Source organism: Paraburkholderia sp. RL17-368-BIF-A (assembly GCF_046054045.1).
Classification (GTDB): Bacteria; Pseudomonadota; Gammaproteobacteria; order Burkholderiales; family Burkholderiaceae; genus Paraburkholderia; species Paraburkholderia graminis.
The window spans coordinates 197403-218391 of sequence record NZ_JARESN010000001.1 but is presented as its reverse complement, the minus strand read 5'-3'; the positions used below and the strand labels follow the sequence as shown (position 1 = coordinate 218391).

Annotated in this window: 16 protein-coding genes, 1 tRNA gene and 1 pseudogene; 9 read left to right on the top strand and 9 right to left on the bottom strand. The window is 62.8% G+C overall.

The genetic code is table 11. The annotated features are described in order from the left end of the window. Positions 1-84 precede the first annotated feature (84 nt). Both P0D87_RS00930 and ompR read right to left on the bottom strand, forming a co-directional pair. Positions 85-1434, bottom strand: coding sequence for an ATP-binding protein (locus tag P0D87_RS00930; protein WP_006048916.1), 1350 nt, complete (start codon positions 1432-1434; stop codon positions 85-87). A gap of 44 nt (positions 1435-1478) precedes the next feature. Further along, positions 1479-2213 (bottom strand): osmolarity response regulator transcription factor OmpR, encoded by a 735-nt coding sequence (ompR, locus tag P0D87_RS00925; protein ID WP_006048917.1) that lies wholly within the window; start codon positions 2211-2213, stop codon positions 1479-1481. A gap of 229 nt (positions 2214-2442) precedes the next feature. Here ompR and P0D87_RS00920 point away from each other — a divergent pair, with 229 nt between their 5' ends. Together P0D87_RS00920 and P0D87_RS00915 are read left to right on the top strand one after the other, a co-directional pair. Next, positions 2443-2769 carry a hypothetical protein gene (locus P0D87_RS00920; RefSeq protein WP_082366974.1) on the top strand — a complete coding sequence of 109 codons (327 nt, stop codon included), beginning with the start codon at positions 2443-2445 and terminating at the stop codon, positions 2767-2769. Between the two features lie 325 nt (positions 2770-3094). Next, positions 3095-4297 carry a DUF1501 domain-containing protein gene (locus tag P0D87_RS00915; protein WP_053858050.1) on the top strand — a complete coding sequence of 401 codons (1203 nt, stop codon included), beginning with the start codon at positions 3095-3097 and terminating at the stop codon, positions 4295-4297. 25 nt (positions 4298-4322) lie between these two features. Here the strand turns inward: P0D87_RS00915 and P0D87_RS00910 are convergent, their stop codons facing one another. Then, positions 4323-5183, bottom strand: coding sequence for a squalene/phytoene synthase family protein (locus P0D87_RS00910; RefSeq protein WP_053859019.1), 861 nt, complete (start codon positions 5181-5183; stop codon positions 4323-4325). A 230-nt stretch (positions 5184-5413) separates the two neighbouring features. Between P0D87_RS00910 and P0D87_RS00905 the strand changes: the two genes are divergently transcribed. Then, positions 5414-5500: transfer RNA gene (locus P0D87_RS00905), tRNA-Leu, on the top strand. Here the strand turns inward: P0D87_RS00905 and P0D87_RS00900 are convergent. The 4 genes and pseudogenes from P0D87_RS00900 to P0D87_RS00885 all read right to left on the bottom strand — a co-directional run. Beyond that, positions 5501-5686, bottom strand: a pseudogene (locus P0D87_RS00900) (GIY-YIG nuclease family protein); the annotation flags it as partial. A 32-nt stretch (positions 5687-5718) separates the two neighbouring features. Continuing rightward, positions 5719-5922, bottom strand: a complete 204-nt coding sequence (locus P0D87_RS00895; RefSeq protein ID WP_053858051.1) for a hypothetical protein — start codon at positions 5920-5922, stop codon at positions 5719-5721. A 70-nt stretch (positions 5923-5992) separates the two neighbouring features. After that, a complete protein-coding gene (locus P0D87_RS00890; RefSeq protein WP_053858052.1) occupies positions 5993-6220 on the bottom strand; it encodes a hypothetical protein in 228 nt (75 codons plus the stop codon). Positions 6221-6565: 345 nt separating this feature from the next. Beyond that, a complete protein-coding gene (locus tag P0D87_RS00885; protein ID WP_053858053.1) occupies positions 6566-6853 on the bottom strand; it encodes a hypothetical protein in 288 nt (95 codons plus the stop codon). A gap of 518 nt (positions 6854-7371) precedes the next feature. On the opposite strand from P0D87_RS00885, the gene P0D87_RS00880 reads away from it, so the two are divergent. Then, a complete protein-coding gene (locus P0D87_RS00880; RefSeq protein WP_053858054.1) occupies positions 7372-10878 on the top strand; it encodes a DUF2339 domain-containing protein in 3507 nt (1168 codons plus the stop codon). Beyond that, positions 10875-12407, top strand: a complete 1533-nt coding sequence (locus P0D87_RS00875) for a DUF3999 domain-containing protein (RefSeq protein WP_053858055.1) — start codon at positions 10875-10877, stop codon at positions 12405-12407. The genes P0D87_RS00880 and P0D87_RS00875 overlap by 4 nt, the downstream gene beginning before the upstream one ends. A 136-nt stretch (positions 12408-12543) precedes the next feature. Here the strand turns inward: P0D87_RS00875 and P0D87_RS00870 are convergent, their stop codons facing one another. Together P0D87_RS00870 and P0D87_RS00865 are read right to left on the bottom strand one after the other, a co-directional pair. Beyond that, the gene (locus P0D87_RS00870; protein WP_029968344.1) at positions 12544-12996 is read right to left on the bottom strand and encodes a MarR family winged helix-turn-helix transcriptional regulator; all 453 of its coding nucleotides are present in this window, start codon (positions 12994-12996) and stop codon (positions 12544-12546) included. A 64-nt stretch (positions 12997-13060) separates the two neighbouring features. Then, complete coding sequence (locus P0D87_RS00865) at positions 13061-14206, bottom strand: glycerate kinase (protein ID WP_006048925.1); 1146 nt, start codon at positions 14204-14206, stop codon at positions 13061-13063. A 399-nt stretch (positions 14207-14605) separates the two neighbouring features. Between P0D87_RS00865 and tig the strand changes: the two genes are divergently transcribed. The 4 genes from tig to lon all read left to right on the top strand — a co-directional run bounded on the left by tig (position 14606) and on the right by lon (position 20851). Beyond that, complete coding sequence (gene tig / locus P0D87_RS00860; protein ID WP_006048926.1) at positions 14606-15952, top strand: trigger factor; 1347 nt, start codon at positions 14606-14608, stop codon at positions 15950-15952. Positions 15953-16123: 171 nt separating this feature from the next. Further along, positions 16124-16777, top strand: a complete 654-nt coding sequence (gene clpP, locus P0D87_RS00855; protein WP_006048927.1) for an ATP-dependent Clp endopeptidase proteolytic subunit ClpP — start codon at positions 16124-16126, stop codon at positions 16775-16777. Between the two features lie 180 nt (positions 16778-16957). After that, entirely contained in the window at positions 16958-18229 is a 1272-nt protein-coding gene (gene clpX / locus P0D87_RS00850; RefSeq protein WP_006048928.1) for an ATP-dependent Clp protease ATP-binding subunit ClpX, read from the top strand. A 198-nt stretch (positions 18230-18427) separates the two neighbouring features. Then, on the top strand, positions 18428-20851 hold the full coding sequence (gene lon, locus P0D87_RS00845; protein WP_006048929.1) for an endopeptidase La: 2424 nt from the start codon (positions 18428-18430) through the stop codon (positions 20849-20851). Positions 20852-20989: the final 138 nt, after the last annotated feature.

Sequence of the window (20989 nt, the reverse complement as noted above, 5' to 3'; positions counted from 1 at the left end):
GCATTGGCAGTGCGCAGCCTGGTCTGATGTGGCCGGTGTCGCAAGGCGCGGGCCACAGCGGTTCACAGCGGGCTCGCAGTGGACTCAAGCGCCTTTGGCAAGCGGGAATTCGATCGTGACTTCGAGGCCGGGGCCCGGCGTGCGATTGCGCAAGCGCAGCGCGCCGCGATAACGGCCGACGAGCCGCTGCACGATCGCCATGCCGAGACCCGTGCCGTTCGCCTGCGTGCGAGCGGAGTTCACACGATAGAACGGCCGTGTGACGAGCGCGAGTTGATCTTCCGGAATGCCCGGGCCTTCGTCGACCACCGAAAGCTCGACTCGCGAGTGCGACACACGCGTCTCCAGAATGACGTGCGGAATGCCGTCGCCATCGCTCAAACCGTATTTGCGCGCGTTTTCCAGCAGATTGCCGACGACGCGCCGCATGTCGGTCTCGTCCGCTTCGATCACCGCCGACGGCGCAAGCCGCGTGATCAGCCGCATGCTGTCCTCGCTTTGCATGCGCGCGGCGAGTTCGCTTGCGATCACCGACAGATCGACCGGCTCGGGCACGCGCTGCACCGGCCGCGCGTAATCGAGGAAGCGGCCGATGATCATATCCATCTGCTCGATGTCGTCGACCATTGCGTCTTTCGTGCTTTGATCCGACGGACTCATTTCTGTTTCGAGCCGCAGCCGCGCGAGCGGCGTGCGCAGATCGTGCGAGATGCCGGCGAGCATCAAGGCGCGGTCGGCCTCGAGCTGCTCGAGGTCCCGCACCATCTGGTTGAAACTGCGATTGGTTTCGGCGGCCACGCCCATGCCGCGCTCGGGCAGCGGTTCGGGCGACTGGCCCGAGCCGACCCGGCGCGCGGCCATCGCGAGACGTGCGAACGGCCGGTTCACGAGACTCGTGATGAAGGCCGCGCCGAACAGCGACAGCGCAAGCGCGAACACGCCCCAGCCGGCCCATTGAAGGCCGGTCGCATTGTCGAGTTGATCGCGGTCGAGGGCGACCCAGTAATCGTCGTCGTCGATCTTGAAGCTGATCCACACGCCAGGGATGTCGTTGACGCTTTGCGCGATCACGGTGTCGTCGCCTAGACGGCCGCGAATGTCGTGTTCGATCAGCCGGTTCAGCGACTCGTCGGGCTGCAGCTTGAACTTGTCGGTGGTTTCGCGCGGATACACGCGCACGCCTTCATTGCTTTCCAGATCTTGCAGCAACGCGCGCCGCAGATCGGGATCGGAATAAAGGAGTGCCGTGCGTGTGAGCTTGACGATGGCGACGAGCTGCAACGCCACGCGCTGCGCGCGCGGCTCGCGCTCGATCACCCGGAAGCTCTGGAACCACGCGGCGAGACTGACTGCGATCAACAGCGCGATCAGCAGAAAGGTCCGCCAGAAAAGGCCGCCGAACGCGAGCGTCAGGAGGCGCCGGTCGATCCGCATGGGCCCTTCTTATCTGAAAACAAAAGCTTGAGGTGTGAACAAACTCAGGCTGCGCCGTCGGGAATGAACACGTAGCCAAGACCCCATACCGTCTGAATGAAGCGCGGGCTGCCTGGGTCGGGCTCGATCAGCTTGCGCAGACGGGAGATCTGCACGTCGAGGCTGCGGTCGAACACTTCGTATTCGCGGCCGCGAGCGAGTTCCATCAGCTTCTCGCGCGACAGCGGCTGGCGCGGATGACGCGCGAATACCTTGAGCACCGAGAACTCGCCGGTGGTCAGCGGAATTTCCTGGCCTGCTTTGGTGAGCGTACGGGTCGCGAGATTGAGCGCGAACTCGCCGAACTCGAAGACCTCGGTGGTCTCGGACGGCGCGCCCGGCAATTCCGACGGCGACTGACGGCGCAACACAGCATGAATTCGCGCGACCAGTTCGCGCGGATTGAACGGCTTCGGCAGATAGTCGTCAGCGCCCATTTCGAGGCCGACGATACGATCGACGTCTTCGCCCTTGGCCGTCAGCATGATGATCGGCGTGCGGTCGTTGCTGCCGCGCAGACGCCGGCAGATGGACAGGCCGTCCTCGCCAGGCAGCATGAGGTCGAGCACCAGCAGATCGAAGCGCTCGCGCACCCACAGCTTGTTCATGGACGGCGCGTTCTCCGCCACATAAACATTGAAGCCTTGTTCGCCGAGGTAGCGGCGCAGCAGGTCGCGCAGGCGCGGATCGTCGTCGACGACGAGGATTTTCGAAGGGTTTTTGGTTTCCATGGTCGGCATCTTAGCGCGATTAGAAAGTGGTGCGCGGTTGCATCATTTGTCGAGTTACAGTCAGTTACAAAATTTACCCTGCCTGTGGCACGGCGTAAAGCGACGCCAGTTAGACTCCTTTACTGAATGCGGCTGTTCGGTGGATACTTCACTCGACTAAAACCCACGCGCCCGGCTCGTAACCGGGTTTGTCACACGCATTTGAGGTCGCCGGTTGCCGCGCCACGAAGGGAACAACATGAAGGGAGGGGTTTGGCCGAATGTGCGCCTGAACGTGATTGCACTGGCGGTTGCCGGTACGCTCGCAGGCACATTGGGATCAACGCTCGCCCACGCCCAGCCTTCTGCCGACAGAGCTGCGAGCGCGCGCGCGCCCAGACTGAGCCCCTCAAAAGCAAACCGTCATGACTCGAACAGCGAGCGGCCTGCATCGGACGTGATGCTGCGCACCGCGGTTCCCCCCGACCTCGATCAACGCCGCCGCGATGGGCATATGACGCCGGACGAACGTCGTTTGCTGAGGCAGCATATCGAAGATGCTGTGCGGGAGCTTTATAAGCGGTAGGGTTTTGGTGGTGGTGGTCGTCGTGCTTGTTCTGGTTTTAGCGTTCCACGCTGTCTTTCCGTTCTTGTGCTGTCTTGTGCTTGTTCGCACTTGCATCGCTCTTCGCTGTGCTTCCCGTTCCTGATTTTGCAGTGCATGTCTTGCTCATCATGCTGACAAGGTGTGTCGACTCTTGCATGTGGCCTGTGTACTAGAAGCGGGCAGACAAGGGAGCGGCATGGCGCATGCGATGCGTCATCGTGCGTGAAGATGCGGTCTGTCATGAACGCATCGTGCGCCTTGCACATTTGTTCGCCAGCGATTCGCGCATCCTTCCGGACGCCCCATGAAACGACGCAGCTTTCTCTCGATGAGCGCCGCCGCCAGCGCGGCCCTCTGGCTGCCTCGCACATTCGGCGCTGAGCCCGCCGCGCACAGGGCACGTCACGCTCCAGTGTTCGCGCGCGATAACGGCGAGCTCCTGATCCTCATCGAATTGAAGGGCGGCAATGACGGTCTGAACACCGTCATTCCGTTCGCCGATCCGGCGTACTACCGGCTCCGTAAGCGCATCGCAATCAGACGCGAGCACGCGATTCAACTCGACGAACGCACGGCGCTGCATCCATCGCTCGAACCGTTGATGCCTTTGTGGCGAAGCGGGCAGCTTGCGATCGTTCAGGGCGTCGGTTACGCGGCGCCCAACCTCTCGCATTTTCGTTCGATGCAGATATGGGACACGGCATCGCGCTCCGATCAGTACCTGCGCGAAGGCTGGCTCAGTCGCGCGTTCGACAGCGCGTCGGCGGCGGCTGGTTTTGCCGCTGAGGGCGTCGTGATCGGCAGCGCTGAAATGGGACCGTTGGCGCTGGGCGGCGGTGACGGGGCGCGTGCCGGTCGCACTCAAGTTGTAGAGGCCGGGAAAGGCATCGCTCAACTATGCGGTCGGCCGCTGCGCGCACAAGACGCAACGCGACTGACGACCGCGTTTCCATGCAGTTCGTTCGGCGCGTCGATAAAGAGCGCGATGCAGATGCTCGCGGCCCGCGATAGGTTGCGCGTGCAAGCACAGCAAGGGCAGGCACTGCGACTACATGCTGCGCAAGCCGACACAACCGCCCCTGCAACCGCAATCCGCCTGACGCTAAACGGCTTCGATACGCATCAGAATCAGCCGGAGCGTCATCGTCTGTTGCTGACGCAATTTGCTGAAGGCTTGGCTGCGATGCGATCGGCGCTTGTCGAACTGGGCCGTTGGAACGACACGCTCGTGATGACGTACAGCGAGTTCGGGCGGCATCCGCGTGAGAATGGCAGCGCCGGTACCGACCACGGCACCGTGGCGCCGCATTTCATGATGGGTGGACGAGTGCTCGGCGGCTTGCACGGCGTGCCGCCGCAGTTGGCGCGGCTCGACGGCAATGGGGAGCTGCCGGTCGGCGTCGATTTTCGACAGCTTTACGCGACGGTGCTCGCGCGCTGGTGGCGTGTCGACGCACAGGCGATCTTGCGGCAGCAGTTCGAGCCACTCCCTTTGCTGCACATCTGACGACGGCGCGCGCCGCCCGTTACGCTTACTTTGCGCGCCACGCGATCCACAGCTTGCGGACCGGCGTCAACGCGATACGTTGATGCAGCACGTGATAACCGTCGCGCTCTATTTCATCGAGCAACGCGCCAGCGAGCGCGGCCTGCGCAAGCAGCGTGCGCTGCGAACGGCGCTCGCTGCGCGGCACCGCGGCGAGCGCGCTATGCAAGGCATCACGCGCCCGCTTCGTCTGAAAGCGCATGAGTTCCGTGAACGCATCCGAATATTTTCGATTGATCAGGTCCGCGGCTGTCACACTGAAGCGCTGCATTTCGTCAATAGGAATGTAGATGCGGCCGTGGCGCGCATCGTTGCCCGTTTCCGCCACGAGTTGTGCGAGCAGCAGCGCTTCGCCTAACGGTGCGGACCAGCCCGGAGCCTGTGCGCCGTCGGTGGGTGCGCTCGTGGGTGCGCTCGTGGATCCATTCGTGCTCGCCGCGCGCGCCACAAGCGCGGCAAAAGTGCCGCCGACCGCCTGCACATAGCGGCGCAAATTCGGGTAGTCCAGGTAACGCGCCTGGTCGAGATCCATCTCGAAGCCGCCAAGCAGCGTCTGCAACGCGGGGTATTCCGCTTTGACGTCGGGCAGCGAAGCCGCGAGCGCCTTTGCAACCGGATGCGTGGGCGAGCCCGCAGCCAACGCGCCGAGTTCGTTTTGCCACCACGCGAGCTTCGTGCGGCCAATCGCGGGGTCGCTCACTTCCTTGACCGTTTCCTCGAACTCGCGGCGCAGTGCGAAGAGCGCGGTCAAGCGCGGCTGACTGGCGGCCGGCGCTTGCCGCAGCGCGTAGTAGGCGCTCGATCCAGGGGGCGCCGCTTTTTGCTGGCAATATTCGTCGAAATTCACGGCGTGGAATGTGGGGAAGGGCAGGCGAAGTGAGCACGGCATGCGTGCGCGAAGCCGAAAATTGTAGCATCGGCGGGGCAACGGCAGAGGCGCGAGCCGGATGCCCGGCAGTTGCAGACAAGCGCGAATCAATGCGTTAGAATCTCGCGCTTACGCTTTTGGGCGCGTACATTTGAACGCGCCGGAAAGCATGCAGGACATCGGGCGAGACGTACAACGTTGGCCCGGCTGCGAGGGTGGCGAAATTGGTAGACGCACCAGGTTTAGGTCCTGACGCCCGCAAGGGTGTAGGGGTTCGAGTCCCCTCCCTCGCACCATTAACTTCTCGATATAGAGCGGTCTGCGGATTTCCTTGGCGTGGTTGACCGGCGGCCTTGAAGCGAATCCGGGATTCTCGGCAGGAACATAACATCATCGAATTTCTTGACGTTGATGTGCTGCCCGAGCCGCGTATAGACATCTTCTGTCTTTCCAATGTATTGGATATTCCGCTGCCTCAAGAAGAAATAGAGTCCGAGAAATAGAGTCCGCGGCGCTAGGCCGGAATCGGAACCTGTTGAAGGCCTGCGCGCTCAAGAAGCTTTCCGTGCATCGCTGCATTCTTTTCGCCGTTTTCTTTTCCAAACTTATCCACGGTCTTTGCGCCTGAAGAATCGTCGCCGGCGCGCTTGCGCGCCGTTTGCCAGACGCGGTAAATCTGGTGCGAGCCGGCGTACCGTTCGCGCGTCGTTGGGTTCATGAACAGCGGGCCGTCCGCTATGGCCCACCTGTACAAATGAGACCGTCGGTCCGGTTCCGCAGGTTATCAATCACTCGATATTCGGGAGTGCCGGCCATGCGTCGGGATCTCCACCCATCGCCACACACATGTCCCGCATGAGGTCCGTGCTGACCTCGATCCACTCGGGCGTACCGAACGGAAGGTCCTCGGGATTCTTTTTGCCCTGCGCTGAGCGAGTGCGGCGCACGGTCGCGCTGACTTCCTTCATTTCATCGAACAGAAGGTAGTCCGGCTTGGTCGGTTCGTTATCTGCCATCTCTTGGTCTTTGGTATTTTTTTTGGTTGATCGGAAAGATACTCCGATTTTCTGATGTCGTAACTTCCAATTTCGGAAAGTTGTGCCGTCCCGTCATGCGGGACGAATCAAAAGCGCGCCCGACAATCTGCTGGCGAGGCTGCAATCAGGAATTGACGGCGGCCTGAAGCGGTACGACGCCGAGTGTTCGCGATCGTCGCGATGTGTAGTGAGAACCCCCGTCAGGTCACAGCACTCGCCGGGGCTCTTTCTTGAATGGCCCTTGGGTGACTCTTTTTTGGTGACCCGGATAGGCGGCGCGCGCGATGCAGGCCGGTAGAGGCCCGCATGGCGAGGTCAGGCCGCTCAGGCTTCCGGTGTGGCGGGCGGCGCCTGCGTGCCCGGCAGATCGGCTTGCGCGGCGCCCTCGAGAAAGCGCCGCGTCGATTCGAATGCCTGCAACATCGGCTCGGGCCACGGCGTTTGCAGCATGACCGCCTGATGGTTTTCGAACGCCGACGACAACAGCTTCGCCAGTTCCGGCGAACGCAGATGGCGCAACAGCACGCTTACCGCAATCGCCGTCGCCTGGCTCGCACCGGCCGTCTGGAGTTCCGACGCCGTGAGCGCCGCGACCTGTTTGTTGATGTCCACTGAAACTTCCCTGAATAGAGTTGGATGACTGGCTCGCGCGCCGCGCGGTTCATCGACTTGAATGGAAGCGATAACCCGGCGCACGCGGCGGACCCGGGATTTTGACACGGTTGGCGTTTTGCCGCGAAGACAGCGTCGCGATCAGTGAGAATGCGGCGCGCGGATAATCGCGTGCCGTTGTTCGGGTAATTGACTCGGCAAAGGCGCTGACAATAACGGTTCGATTCGGTAAGCGATTCGCTTTAATTAATCGACGCACATCAGCCGCATAATGAGCGATGAAATTTCGGCAAGTGTTGTCGGAGACGTGGCGACATCCGCGTTCAATTGGCTTGCCTGCCGCTCGTCATCATCTATCGGGGGATAGCTGCTTGAAAAGCCCGCTTTGCACGTCGCTTTGCATGTTATTCTGCGCGCCGATTTTCGCTGATTCCACATGCCGTATTCGCGGATAATCCGCGCGACCGAGGTTGCGATCAAACGGATATCGCCGGAAAACACAATAAAAGAGGGATGCGATGAGCGTGATATTTGCCGTGCTGGGCGCGGTGGTCGGCATGCTGGCTTCGTTGTCGAACGATCTTCCGCTCGGCTATGGCGCATTGTTCGGCGCGCTCGCGGGCTTTGCGCTGGCGCGCTTGCGCAAGAGAAATCCAGCGGGCACCGCGCAGTCGCCATCTCCGGGAACCACCGTCACGGATGCGCCGAGCGCTCCTCGTGACCTGGCGGCTCGCGTCGAGTGGCTGGAACGTGAACTCGTTTCGCTGCGCGGCGAGATCCGGCAATTGCGTGAGGCAGTGGGTATTGCGTCAGCCGACGACGCTCGAGCGCCAGCGCCCATGCACGCATCAGACGCCGCAACGATGCGCGATTCAGTTGCGGCAGGCACCACAGAGCATCGCTATGCAATCGCGGCGCAAGAGGCCGTGAAGCTCACGGCGAGAGCGTCGGCGGCGCTTGCGCCAGCGGGCGGGGAGGCGGGCGCGTCGATTGTTCGGCAGACAGAAACGTCAACCGGCATGGACGCCGCCGCACAAACACAAGCACAAGCACAAGCACAAGCACAACTCGACGCAGCCGCGCGCACCCAAGCCGACGCCGCCGCGCCAGCACAACCGAACCTCGCGGGCCTCCCGCAAGCCACTGCGACCCACGCGGCACAACCCGCCCAACCGCAACCCGACGCCGCCGCGCATACCCAACCTGACCTCGCCGCCCCGGCACAACCCAACCTCCCACCCGCCCCCCCACGCGGCCCCGGCGTCGTCGAGCGCCTTTTCAAAGCAGGCCGCGACTGGCTCTTCGGCGGCAATACGGTGGTGCGCGTCGGCATCGTCGTGCTGTTCTTCGGCATTGCGTTCCTGCTCAAATACGCCGCCGACAACAGCCTGCTGCCGATCGAATTCCGCCTCGCCGGCGTCGCGCTCGCCGCGACGGCCTTGCTCGTGCTCGGCTGGCGCATCGGCGACAGTCGCGGCGCGTACGGGCTCGTGCTGCAAGGCGGCGGCGTCGGCGCGCTGTACCTGACGGTGTTCGCCGCGACCCGGCTCTATCATCTGCTGCCCGCCGGCGCAGCCTTGCCGCTGATGGTCGCGACCTGCGCGCTGAGCGCGTTCCTCGCGGTACGGCAGAATGCGCCTTCGCTCGCGTTCATGGGCAGCGCGGGCGGCTTCCTCGCGCCGCTCCTCTTGTCCACCGGCGGCGGCAGTCATGTGATGCTGTTCAGTTACTACGCGTTGCTCAACGCGGGCATCTTCGCGATCGCGTGGTTCAAGGCATGGCGTCCGCTGAATCTGCTCGGCTTTGTCTTCACGTTCTCGATCGGCGCGGCGTGGGGCGCGACGGCATATCGTCCGGAACTCCTCGCGAGCACCGAGCCGTTTCTGGTCCTCTTCTTCCTGATGTATGTCGGTATCGCGCTGCTCTACGCGGTGCGCCGCGAACTGACGCTCAGGCATTACGTCGACGGCACGCTCGTGTTCGGCACGCCGCTCGTCGCAATCGGCCTGCAGTCCGCGCTGATGCGAGGCACCGAGTTCGGGCTCGCATGGAGCGCCGTCGCGCTCGCCGTGTTCTATCTCGCGATAGCGGGCTGGCTCGCGCCGCGCCGCGCGCGCCTCGGCCTGCTGTTCGACTCGATGTTCGCGCTCGCCGTCATCTTCGCGACGCTCGCCGTGCCGCTCGCGTTCACCGGACCGACGACGAGCGCGACGTGGGCAATCGAAGGCGCCGCGGTGACATGGCTCGCCGTGCGGCAACGACGCCTCGTCGCGTTCGCCTTCGGCCTGCTGATGCAACTGGCCGCGGCGGGCGCGTTTGTCGTCGGCACGGTTTTGTCGTTCAGCCACGCGGCGAGCTTGCCGGTGCTGAACGGCGCTTATCTGGCAAGCGTACTGATCGCGCTCGCCGGCATCTTCACCGGATGGCGTTTGCACGGCCGCAGCGAAGCACGCGACTGGCACGCGTGGCTGCCGCAGATCGGCGTGGTCGCGAGTCTGTGGGGTCTGCTGTGGTGGGTGGGGGGCGGGCTCAACGAGATACAGAGCTACGTCCATGCGTACGTTCCGGACGACCGCGACCGAGTCGGCATCGCATTCGTCGCGCTGTTCGCCGCGCTGAGCGCATGGCTCGCTCATGGCGCGCGCCGCAAGCTGCGCTGGCCGCTCGCAGAGTGGCCGGCGCTCGCGCTCGTGCCTGTTCTCGCCGCGCTCACACTCGGACTTTTTGCATTGAACATGAGGCCGGTCAGCGGCTACGGCTGGCTGGTTTGTCTGCTGGTTGCCGTCGCCAGTTACGCGCTTTTATGGCGTCAGCAGCGCGACGTCGGCGAGCGCATTCTCGCGCCGCTGCACACGCTGGTGTTCTGGACCGCCGGCACGCTCGCCGCGCTCGAAGGCTACTGGGCGTTGCGCGCTTACGTGCCCGAAGGTGCATGGAGCTGGAGCGCGTGGGCGTATGGCTTCGGCGCGCTGCTGTTGCTGCTGGCCGGCGTGGGGCATCGTCTGCGTTGGCCGGTTGGGCGCTTCACGTGGGCCTATCAGGTGTGGGCCGCGGCGCCGCTCGCCGCGTTGCTGTGGGCGTGGACCATTGCAAGCGTGACGAGCGACGGCAGCGCCGCGCCGCTCTTCTGGCTGCCCATCGTCAATCCGCTCGACGTGGCGCAGATACTCGTGTTCGTCGCGGGCGCAGTGTGGCTGCGACGGCTGCGCGCACTGGGCGTGCAATGGCACCCGCGCGCGTTCGATTATGCCGTGCTCGCGACGCTGTTCCTGTGGTTCAATGCGTTGCTGCTTCGCACGCTGCATCATCATTTCGACGCGGCGTACGACGTGACCGCGGTGCTCGCGTCGTTCACGCTGCAGCAGGTGTTCCTGGTCGGATGGAGCGCGTTCGCGTTCGCCGGTTTGTGGCTCGCGCGACGCGACAGCATCGTGCGCCTGTGCGCAATTTCGTCGACGCCGCTCGTGCTCGTGATGTGGCTGTGGACGTTCTACGCCAACCTGACGCAGGACGGCGGCGCGTGGGCGCGGCTGCCGTTATTGAATCCGCTCGATCTCGTGCAAGCCGCGGTCTTTGCACTGGCCGCGCTCTGGCTCGTGCGCGTTCACCGTCTCGGCGTGCCGCTCGACGGCTACCGGCTGCCGCTGCAAGTCGCGGCCGGGGCGACCGGCTTCGTGTGGTTGAATGCGATGCTGCTGCGCACGCTGCATCATTGGATCGGCGTGCCGTACGAGTTCGCGCAGATGTCCGAGTCGATGCTCGTGCAGGCGTCGGTCTCGGTCTTCTGGACGCTGTGCGCGCTGGCGGCGATGATCTGGGCGACGAGACGCGCAAGCCGTATCGTGTGGTTCATCGGCGGCGGGTTGCTCGGCGCGACTGTCGTCAAATTATTTCTGTTCGACCTGTCGCACGTGACGGGGATCGAGCGCATCGTATCGTTTATCGGTATCGGCCTGATGTTGCTGCTGATCGGCTACTTCTCGCCGCTGCCGCCCAAGCCGATGGTCAGGGAAACTGAACAATGAAGCATCTTCTGAAAGTGACGGGCTGGTGTGCCGCGCTCGTGTGCGCGTGGACCGCGGCGCCCGCGTGGGCCGAAGAGTTCGCGCGGCACTTTGCGCTTCAGCTCGACGACGGCGCGGCCTACTACAGCGTGAGGCTGCCGGCCGCGGTCTATGCGGCCAGCCAGCGCAACGATCTCGGCGACGTGCGCGTTTTCAACGGCGCGGGCGAGCCCGTGCCGTACTCGCTCGAGGGGCCGCGCGAGCCGGCCCGCACGCCGCCGACGCTGCGTCCGGCCCGCTGGTTCCCGCTTCGTCCCGCCGCCGCAGGTCAGGCGGGCGCGCCGCTGGGCGTGACGATCGCCGCTGACGGATCGCTGCGCGCCACCGCCGCGCCGCCTGGGCGCGCGCAGCACGACACCGATCTGATCGATGCCGGTCAGGCGTCGCACGAAGGCCGCGCGAGCGCGCTGCTGATCCATCTGCGCGACGACAATTACCAGGGGCGTGTGTCGGTCGAATCGAGCGACGATCTGCGCAACTGGCAACCGGCCGGCGATGCGCAACTGCTCAAGGTCAGCTACAACGGCAGCACGCTGAGCCAGGACCGGATCGAACTGAACGGTGCGCACGCGCGTTACCTGCGCTTGCGCTGGCTCGACGGCGCGCCGTACCTCGAATCGATCGATGTCGAAGTGCAGGCGGCCGGCGCGGGGCGCGCGCAACTCGCGGACAGCCAGCGCGAGTGGCGCGAAGGCATCGTTGCGCGCGCGGGTCCGAAGGCCGGCGAATATTTCTTTAGCACCAGCGGTCCTTTCCCGGTCGACCGGCTGCGGCTGAATCTGCCGCAGCCCAACACGGTGGCGCCCGCGGTCGTCTATTCGCGCGGCGAACTGGGCGGGGCGTGGCGCGAGGTGTCGAATGCGACGCTGTTCCGTTTGCATAACGGAGACGTCGAACAGAACAATCCGTCGCTTCAATTGCCGCCGGATACGGACCGTCACTGGCGGGTGGTTGTCGATGCGCGTAACGGCGGGCTCGGCAGCGGCGTGCTGACTGTTGCAGCGGGGTGGCGTCCGGCGACGCTGACGTTCGTCGCGCGCGGATCGGCGCCTTTCACGCTTGGCGTGGGCAATGCGTCCGCAGTGTCGACCGCGGTCGGGCGCGATGAGTTGCTGATGGACGCGTCCTCGGCGATTGCCACCGCGCGCGTCGGCGAGCCGCTCGCGCTTGCGCCGAATGCGAATGCGCCGTCGCCGGCGAATGCGGATGCGTATCGGCGCTATGTGCTGTGGGCCGCATTGCTACTGGCCGTCGGCTCGCTCGCGGCGATCGCGTGGCGTCTGGCGCGCAGCGTGTCGCATCGGGTGCCGGCGGGCGATGCCGCGGCAAGCGCATCGGGCGCGATGGCCGGCGGTCTTGCAACTACGGCGGCTGCGGCAACGGACTTAAACGGCCCAGCAGGTGCTTCGCCCCAGGATAATGCGAACGCGGTTTCCGGTGGTGCAGGGCACGCGCCGGAACCTGGGCATCGGCGCGAGAGCAACGACTGAGACGCGCGTGCGTTCGCAACGAACGACACGCGTTATCCACCTCTGTTCATGAGCGCGGCATTCGTCGCAAATTTGAAGCGCCGCGCGTCATGTCTGGCGCTTGCCGGTTTCAGACTCGAGCCGCGTTTCACACGCTTCACGCGTCGCGCGTAGTCATCATCTCGATGACCTTGTCGAGCGCTTCGCCTAGCGCGAGCTTTTCGTTTTCGTCGAGGCAATCGAACAGGTCGCCATTCCACTTGCGCGCGATCGGCATCACCTTGCGATACAGCGCGCGGCCCTCGGGTGTGAGCGACACGAGCACCACGCGGCCGTCGTCGGCACTCGCTTCGCGTTTGACGAGTCCCTGTCTGATCAGACCTTCGGCGGCGCGGCTCGCCTGGCTCTTGTCGAGATTGGCATGCCTTGCGAGTTCCATGATCGAGAACGGTCCAAACGATCCCACCGACGCGATTACGCGAGCTTCCGGCAACGTCACGCCGAGCTTGTCCTGGTAGCGCTCGCTGATGCCGCGCTCAGCAAGCTTGTTGAGTACATGCAGACGATAAGTGAGGAGCTGTTCCAGGCCAGCTTTGGCGGAGTCCTTCATGGTCTTCCCGTGATGAGTGGCGTGGTTGTGGCGCTGTGATTGTTGCCGCAACCATGCCGCCTGGTCAACGCGCGCCGTACTTCAAACGCGTCAGTTGTTCGGCCTCATCCGCCAGGAGCCGCGCGGCGTCGCGAATCGCGAATTCAAGCGTGATCGGACCGGGTGCCGGCGAGAAGCAACCACTGAAAAATTCGGCAAGGCGCGGCAACGCGGCGGAGTCCACGGCGCCCGACAAAAGTGTGGCCGGCACGCCTGCGGCTTGCGCATGACGGCACGCGATGAAGGGCGCTTTGCCATGCAGCGTTTGCACGTCCGAGCGTCCTTCGCCGGTGATCAGCCAGTTCGCGCCTTCGAGCGCGGCGTCGAGGCCGAGTTGCCGCGCGACCGTTTCCGCGCCCGGCTCGAACTGCGCGCCGAGCATGTGCAGCGCGAAGCCCAGGCCGCCCGCGGCGCCCGCGCCGGGCAGATCGCGGGCACTGCGCCCGAGCGCCGCTTCGAGCAGATCCGCGTAACGGGCGAGGGCGGCGTCGATCGTCGCGACCTGTTCCGGCTTGACGCCTTTTTGCGGGCCGAACACGGCGGTTGCTCCATGCTCACCGGTCAGCGGATTGTCCACATCGGACATGCCGATGAATTGCGTGCCCGCGAGCCGCGCGTCGAGTTGCGACACGTCCACGCGCGCGACGCGAGCGAGTTGCTCGGGCGAGGGCTCGAGTTCCCCGCCTTGCGCATCGAAGAGCTTCAGCCCGAGTCCGACGAGAAGGCCCGCGCCGCCGTCGTTCGTGCTGCTGCCGCCGAGCGCGACGAAAAACCGCCGCACGCCCGCGTCGAGCAGCGCGCTGATCGCTTCGCCCATGCCGCGCGTGTTGCGCGCCTGAACCGGCACGCCCATCCCGACCGGGTCGGTGATGCCGACGATCTCCGCGGTTTCCACGATCGCGCTGCCGTCGGCGAGCACGCCGGTCAGCGCGTCGCGCACCGGCCCGGCCGCACCGCGCACGCTCAGCGTGCGGCGCTCGCCGCCGCTTGTCAGCATGGCGTCGAGCGTGCCTTCTCCGCCGTCCGCCATCGGGCAGATACGGACTTCGGCATCCGGACGGGCACGCCGCACGCCCGACGCGATCGCCTGCGCGACCTGTTCGGCGCTGAGCGAGCCTTTGAAGGAATCCGGGGCGATGACGACGACGGGCGTGGACGGCGAATTCGGCATGGTGTCTCTGAATGGTTGGAATGGTTACGAGCCGGGAGGCGGCGGTGAAGCGGACGCGGCGCCGCTCCGAGCGCGTTCGCTAGCTTATCAGCATGGCCGCGCCGACTAAATATGCCGAAAGGCATAGGCGGCATTGTGGAAATTGCGATCCGGTAGCGCGGCGGCATCGCCGGCGAAGTGCGAAACCGACTCGAAAACAGCCCGGAAAGGGCTCCGAATGCCGATAAAAACGCGCGTAATCATCGAATCCCGGCTAGGCGCGCAAATAGTTTGCTAAAATATTCGGCTCTTTGGACCCAACCGTGCTGCCGGCGGCCTGCAAGCCCGCGGCGCAGGCGCGCAAATGCGGCACGAGAAGATAACTGAATTCGCTCGAATAATTTTAGGACGATTGAAGCCATGGCTAACGTTGTTGAGAACCTCGGCAAGCTCGAACGCCGCGTAACGATTTCCCTGCCGAAGGACGCCGTGCAGAAGGAAGTGGACTCGCGTATCCGTCAACTCGCGAAGAACGTGCGCATGCCGGGTTTCCGCCCGGGCAAGGTGCCGCTCAAGATGGTGACGCAACAGTATTCGGGCCAGGTGGAAGCGGAAGTGCTGAGCGACAAGGTCGGCAAGGAATTCTTCGACATCAGCCGCGCCGAAAACCTGCGCGTCGCCGGTCAGCCGAGCTTTGCGCCGAAGGTCGACGCGACTGAAGGCGATTACGCTTTCGACGCGACCTTCGAGGTCTATCCCGAAGTGAAGCTGGGCGATGTCGCCACGGCTGAAATCGAGCGCACCACGACCACGATCACCGAAGCGGAAATCGACCGCACGCTCGAAATCCTGCGCAAGCAGCGCGTGCATTTCCACGCTCGCGGCGAAGCCGGCGAGCACGGCGACGGCGGCGCGGATACGGCGGCCAAGGAAGGCGATCGCGTGTCGGTCGACTTCGTCGGCAAGATCGACGGTGAAGTGTTCCAGGGCGGCAGCGCCGAAGACTTCGCGTTCGTGCTGGGCGAAGGCCGCATGCTGCCGGAATTCGAAAAGGCGGCTACGGGCCTGAAGGTCGGCGAGTCGAAGGAATTCGACCTGGCATTCCCGGCCGACTATCACGGCAAGGAAGTGGCCGGCAAGACCGCGCAATTCACGATCACGATGAAGAAGATCGAGTGGCCGCATCTGCCGGAAATCGACGCTGAATTCGCGAAGTCGCTCGGCATTGAAGACGGCGATCTGACCAAGATGCGCGCCGAGATCAAGGACAATCTGGAGCGCGAAGCCAAGCGCCGCACGCAAGCCATCGTCAAGAATCAGGTGATGGACGCGCTGCTCAAGATTTCGGAACTCGACGTGCCGAACGCGCTGATCGAACAGGATCAGGAACGCCTCGTCGCGATGGCTCGCCAGGATCTGGAGCAGCGCGGCGTGCCGAACGCTAAAGATGCGCCGATTCCTGCCGCTATGTTCAAGGAACAGGCCGAGCGTCGCGTGAAGCTGGGTCTCGTGCTGGCCGAGCTTGTGAAGGCGAACGACCTGCAGGCAAAGCCGGAACAGATCCGCGCCGAAGTCGACGAATTCGCGAAAAGCTACGAAGACCCGAAGGAAGTCGTCCGCTGGTATTATTCGAACCAGCAACGCCTTGCTGAAATGGAAGCGTACGTCGTTGAAGCCAACGTCGTCGAATTCGTGCTGAGCAAGGCCAAGGTGACGGACAAGGAAGTGAGCTTCGAAGAACTGGCAAGCGCAACGGCGCAAGCGTAAGCGTCGCTGCAACGGCGTGCCGGCTGTCGGAGCGACGGCCCGCACGCCGTTTTTTTGTGCGGCATTTTTGTACTGCCTGTCGTGCAGTCGGCGCGCACTTGAATACGGGCTGGTCGACCACACCTGTCTAGCATCAAATATTTAGAATATTTCCAGACAAGGATCCATTGCATGACCTTTCGCGCCCAAATGCTGGACACGTTGACCTCCCAGTCGTCCCGGGATCTCGAAGCGCAGGCGCTCGGACTGGTGCCGATCGTCGTGGAAACGAGCGGTCGGGGCGAGCGCTCGTATGACATCTACTCGCGTCTTCTGAAGGAACGCATTGTGTTCCTGGTCGGCGAGGTGAACGATCAGACGGCCAATCTCGTCGTCGCACAAATGCTGTTCCTCGAGAGCGAGAATCCGGACAAGGACATCTACTTCTATATCAACAGCCCGGGCGGATCGGTTTCGGCGGGCATGGCGATCTACGACACGATGCAGTTCATCAAGCCGGACGTCTCCACGCTGTGCATGGGGCTTGCGGCGAGCATGGGCGCGTTCCTGCTGGCAGCAGGCGCGAAGGGCAAGCGCTTCGCGCTGCCGAACTCGCGCGTGATGATTCACCAGCCGCTTGGCGGCGCGCGCGGTCAGGCGTCGGACATCGAAATTCAGGCTCGGGAAATCCTTTACCTGAAGGAGCGGCTGAATCATCTGCTGGCGCACCACACCGGCCAGCCGGTCGAGCGTATTGCGCGCGACACCGACCGTGACAACTTCATGTCCGGCGACGACGCGCAAGCGTACGGTCTGGTCGATCAGGTAGCCCACAAGCGTCCTTGATCGGGTACGGATTTGCCCTAATTCGGGGCAAATCCGGCGCCTGATCGGTTGTGAAATAATCAAGACTCGTCCGAGCGCCTGCGGCAAACGCCGTCACCTTGCTCAGCCCCGCCGCGCCCAACTGCGAGGCTGGGGCAAACGGCGTATCATGTAATCGAGTGTCCGGAGGCTCACACATCTATGGCGGACAAGAAAGGTTCTAACAGCGAAAAGCTGTTGTATTGCTCGTTTTGCGGCAAGAGCCAGCATGAAGTCAAGAAACTGATTGCCGGCCCGTCGGTGTTCATCTGCGATGAATGTATCGACCTGTGCAACGAAATCATTCGCGACGAAGCAGCAGGCGCGGGTATCGAGGCGGGCTTGTCCAAGTCCGATCTGCCGAGTCCGCAGGAAATCCGTGAAATCCTCGACCAGTATGTGATCGGTCAGGAACGCGCGAAGAAAATTCTCGCGGTCGCGGTGTACAACCACTACAAGCGCCTGAAGCATCTCGACAAGAAAGACGAGATCGAGCTGTCCAAGAGCAACATCCTGCTGATCGGCCCGACCGGTTCCGGCAAGACCTTGCTCGCGCAAACGCTCGCGCGTCTTCTGAACGTTCCCTTTGTCATTGCGGACGCAACCACGCTCACCGAAGCGGGTTACGTGGGTGAAGACGTCGAGAACATCATCCAGAAGCTGCTTCAGAACTGCAATTACGAAGTCGACAAGGCCCAGCGCGGCATTGTCTATATCGACGAAATCGACAAGATCAGCCGCAAGTCGGATAACCCGTCCATTACCCGCGACGTGTCGGGCGAGGGCGTGCAGCAGGCGTTGCTGAAGCTGGTCGAAGGCACGATGGCGTCGGTGCCGCCGCAAGGTGGCCGCAAGCATCCGAATCAGGACTTCATCCAGGTCGATACGACCAACATTCTGTTCATCTGCGGCGGCGCATTTGACGGCCTCGAAAAAGTCATCGTCGATCGTACTGAAAAGACCGGCATTGGCTTTGGCGCGAGCGTGAAGAGCAAGCAGGATCGCGACGCCGGCGAAGTGCTGCGCGAAGTGGAACCGGAAGATCTGATCAAGTTCGGTTTGATTCCCGAACTGATCGGCCGTCTGCCGGTGGTCGCCACGCTCGGCAAGCTCGACGAAGCGGCGCTGATGAAAATTCTCGTCGAACCGAAGAATGCGCTGGTGAAGCAGTACCACAAGCTCTTCAACATGGAACGGGTCGAACTCGAAATTCGTCCGGCCGCGTTGCAGGCTGTGGCGCGCAAGGCGATCCGTCGTAAGACGGGCGCGCGCGGACTGCGCTCTATCCTGGAACAGGCGTTGCTGGACGTGATGTACGATCTGCCGCAAATGAAAGGTGTCAGCAAGGTCATCATCGACGACAATGTGATCGACGGCGACGGCAAACCGTTACTGATCTACGAAGACGCGCCCAAAGTCGCGGGTTCGAACTGATCGGCTTCGGATACCGCAAAAAGCCGTTCATGGCGACGTGAACGGCTTTTTCGTTTATCGTGTGGTCAGAAAGATTGTTTTCACAATGGAGTCACTGAACCTTCGGAGTCACTGAACTTTTCCCACACGCGGAGGCTTGCAATATTTTCTGCCGGCCTCACCTATCGAACGAACTGATTCCACTCATGGGGAAATGAAATGTCAGGAACCCAACTCCTTCCGCAGGAACGCATTACGCTCCCGCTGCTCCCGCTGCGTGACGTAGTCGTTTTCCCGCACATGGTGATTCCGCTCTTCGTAGGCCGCCCGAAGTCGATCAAGGCTCTCGAGGCAGCGATGGAAGGCGGCAAGCACATCATGCTCGTCGCCCAGAAAACGGCTGCGAAAGATGAGCCGACCGAAAAGGACATGTACGAAGTAGGGTGTGTTGCCAACATCCTGCAAATGCTCAAGCTGCCCGATGGCACCGTTAAGGTGCTCGTCGAGGGTTTGCAGCGCGCGAAAACGCTTTCCATCGAAGAACAGGAAACGCAGTTCTCGTGCGAAGTCATGCCGCTCGAACCCGACCACGCCGACAGCGCTGAAACTGAAGCGCTGCGCCGCGCGATCGTGTCGCAGTTCGATCAGTATGTGAAGCTGAACAAGAAGATTCCGCCGGAGATTCTGACGTCGCTGTCGGGTATCGACGAAGCCGGGCGTCTGGCCGATACCATCGCGGCACATTTGCCGCTGAAGCTCGACCAGAAGCAGCACATCCTTGAGATGTTCCCGGTCATCGAGCGTCTCGAGCATCTGCTCGCGCAGCTCGAAGCCGAGATCGACATCCTGCAGGTCGAAAAGCGCATCCGTGGGCGCGTGAAGCGCCAGATGGAGAAGAGCCAGCGCGAGTACTACCTGAACGAACAGGTCAAGGCGATCCAGAAGGAACTCGGCGAAGGCGAGGAAGGTGCGGATCTCGAGGAACTCGAGAAGCGCATCACGGCTGCCCGCATGCCGAAGGAAGCCAAGAAGAAGGCCGACGCCGAGCTCAAAAAGCTCAAGCTGATGTCGCCTATGTCGGCTGAAGCCACCGTCGTGCGCAACTATATCGACACGCTGATCGGCTTGCCGTGGCGCAAGAAGAGCAAGGTCAACAACGACCTCTCGAATGCGGAACGCGTGCTCGACGAAGACCACTTCGGTCTCGAGAAAGTGAAGGAACGCATTCTCGAGTATCTCGCGGTCCAGCAACGTGTCGACAAGGTGAAAGCGCCGATTCTGTGCCTCGTTGGGCCTCCGGGTGTCGGTAAGACGTCGCTGGGCCAGTCGATCGCTCGCGCCACGAACCGCAAGTTCGTGCGCATGGCGCTCGGCGGCGTACGTGACGAAGCCGAGATTCGCGGTCACCGTCGTACGTATATCGGTTCCATGCCGGGCAAGATTCTGCAAAGCCTGACCAAGGTCGGCGTGCGCAATCCGCTCTTCCTGCTCGACGAAGTCGACAAGATGGGCCAGGACTTCCGCGGCGATCCGTCGTCGGCATTGCTCGAAGTGCTCGATCCGGAACAGAACCATACGTTCGCCGATCACTACGTCGAAGTCGACTTCGATCTGTCGGACGTGATGTTCGTGGCGACGTCGAACTCGCTGAATATTCCGCCGCCGTTGCTCGACCGGATGGAAGTGATCCGTCTGTCGGGTTACACGGAAGACGAGAAGGTCAGCATCGCGCAACGTTATCTTTTGCCCAAGCAGAAGAAGAACAACGGCCTCAAGGATGGCGAGGTCGATGTGACGGAAACGGCGATCCGCGACATCATTCGTTACTACACGCGTGAAGCGGGCGTGCGTTCGCTCGAGCGTGAAATTTCGAAGATCTGCCGCAAGGTCGTGAAGATGCTTCTGCTGAAGAAGGCGGAAGGCGCGGTGAAGGTCGACGGCAGCAACCTCGACACGTTCCTCGGCGTGCGCAAGTACGACTTCGGTCTGGCCGCGAAGGAAAATCAGGTTGGCCAGGTCACGGGTCTCGCGTGGACGGAAGTGGGCGGCGATCTGCTGACCATCGAAGCCGCCGTGATGCCGGGCAAGGGCAATGTGATCCGCACGGGTTCGCTCGGCGACGTGATGAAGGAATCGGTCGAGGCAGCGCGCTCGGTTGTGCGTTCGCGTTCGCGTCGTCTCGGTGTCAAGGACGAAGCGTTCGAGAAGCAGGACATTCACATCCACGTGCCTGAAGGCGCCACGCCGAAAGACGGTCCTTCGGCCGGTATCGCGATGACCACCGCGCTGGTGTCGGTGCTGACCGGTATTCCGGTGCGTGCCGATGTCGCGATGACGGGTGAAATCACGTTGCGTGGCGAAGTGCTGCCGATCGGCGGTCTGAAGGAGAAGCTGCTGGCAGCGCATCGCGGCGGCATCAAGCTCGTGCTGATCCCGGAAGAAAACGTCAAGGACTTGACGGAGATTCCGGACAACGTGAAGAACGCAATCGAAATCGTGCCGGTCCGCTGGATCGACAAGGTGCTCGAACTGGCGCTCGAACGTGTGCCTGAAGCGTTGCCGGAAGAAGAGGCGAAGCCTGCGTCGCCGGTCGCTGCCGAACCCGGCAAGGACTCCGGCGCAACCGAAGTCGTGAAGCACTAAACCTTCAGCGGTAGTTTCGCTGCACAAAACCCGCGGCCTTATCGCCGCGGGTTTTTTATTGCCTGTTTTCTTTCGAGTGCAAAGAAAGTTGTAGCGACACGGTCTTCATTTGGGCAATGAAATGTGAGGCTGTAAACT